Here is a 1,585-nt window from a genome sequence, read left to right as displayed (position 1 = left end):
AGCGACGGCCCGGCACCCGCGACGACGGCGGGCAGGCCGTCCAGCGCGCCGCGCAGCGACTTCATGTCGCCGTCGGCCAGGGCGCGGCGGAAGTTGGAAAGCTCGTTGCCCACCATCACGTCCTGGGCGCGGCGCAGGGTGGAGAGTTCCACCGACAGGGCGTCCAACTGCTCGCGGCAGATGCGGGCCCAGTGGGCGTAGGCGGGGCCGATCTGCTGGCTGGGCAGGTCGGCCTGCAACAGGATGCGCCCGAACAGGAACTGCTTGTCGCAGCCGCGCACGGCGGCCACCAGCGCGTCGAACTGCGGCACGATGAAGGTCAGCCTGCCCGATTCGATGAACGGACGGTAATCCGTCAGTCCCAGGCACAGGCTGAGCATGGCCGGGTCGGGTTCCACCACCAGCAGCCGGTGACGGGGCGGCGTCTGCTCCAGCATGTGGTTGAGGCCGTAGCCCAGGTTGGCGCCCACGATGATGGTGGCCGAACGCTCCGCCTGCTCCGTGGGCGGCCATGACCGGTAGGCGAATTGGGGCGGAAAGGCGTCAAACAACCGACGACCATCCTCCAGTTCGACGTCCAGCATGTTCCAGCGGTTCAGGCGCAGGCGAGAGGCCTGCGTCTCGGGCGCCGGAGCGTTTGCGGCCAGCCACGCGGCCACCTGAGGCTGCGCGGCTGCCAGGGCCTTGGTGTTGTCGGCGAGGAATTGGGTGTGGTTCATGGGCCTGCCCATGCATGATGCATGCCGCACGAATGGCCTGCGGGCGGGTGGCAGGGGGGCGGCGGGCAGGGCAGGGAAACAGGCCGCCCCCTCGGCGCGGTGCGCGAAGGGGGCGGTGCCTTTATGCAGCGGATGGGGGGGGATGGCTGGGACGGCCTACGGCGCGCCGGTTCCTGATTCCGTCGTCACCGGTTCGGCGGGCGTCGCCGGAGGCGTGGGCAGCGGCGGCACCGTGATGGGGGCGTCCAGCGTTTCCGGGGCCCTGCGCAGGGGGGCCTTGTAGGTGGTCGTGCCGTCCGCCGGGACGTCGGCCCCGCCGGGCAGGGCGGTGGACGCCGGGGGAACGGGAACAATCGGGCCGTCCAATGTTTCCGGCGCGGTGCGTCGTACCGACTTGTACGGAACGAGGCCGCCGTCCGTGCCATCAGCGGGAGCCGTGGGCGTCAGGAGTGGCGGGGCGGTGGATTCCGTTGCCGGGACCGTTACTTCGGGAGTTGCGGGGTACACAGGGGGCGCCACCGGTTCCGGCAGGGCCGGGATTTCCGGGGGCGTGACCGGCGCGCGTACCTCGCCGCCCGCGTCATGAGGCACGGTGGGCGGTGCGGTGGGGAGTACGGGTGCGGGTTCCGGTGCCGGGGCGGGGGCAGGCGCGGGAACCACCGGCTCCATCTGTGCCGGTTCGGTGGCCCGGGGCAGGGGAACGTGCTCCGTGGGTGTCAGGCCCACCGGCGGCGCAACGGGTTGCGTTTCAGGGAACACGGTGGGGGCCACGCCGGGCATTGCCGCCGCGTCGTCGCTGATGGCCGGTGTTTCGGCGGGCATGCCGTCCGGGGCGACATCCTGTGGCGCGGCGGGGGCGGAGCCAG

General features: G+C 72.1%; 2 pseudogenes. Both read right to left on the bottom strand.

Annotated elements, in window-relative coordinates:
* Positions 1-719 (bottom strand): annotated as a pseudogene (locus tag FVW27_RS15045) (6-hydroxymethylpterin diphosphokinase MptE-like protein); the annotation flags it as partial.
* Between the two features lie 156 nt (positions 720-875).
* Positions 876-1,585 (bottom strand): annotated as a pseudogene (locus FVW27_RS15040) (hypothetical protein); the annotation flags it as partial.

It is taken from the genome of Nitratidesulfovibrio liaohensis (genome assembly GCF_011682075.1).
GTDB classification, from domain to species: Bacteria; Desulfobacterota; Desulfovibrionia; order Desulfovibrionales; family Desulfovibrionaceae; genus Cupidesulfovibrio; species Cupidesulfovibrio liaohensis.
Note: the sequence above shows the minus strand (reverse complement) of the source record. Positions and strands in the feature narration are given on the sequence as shown.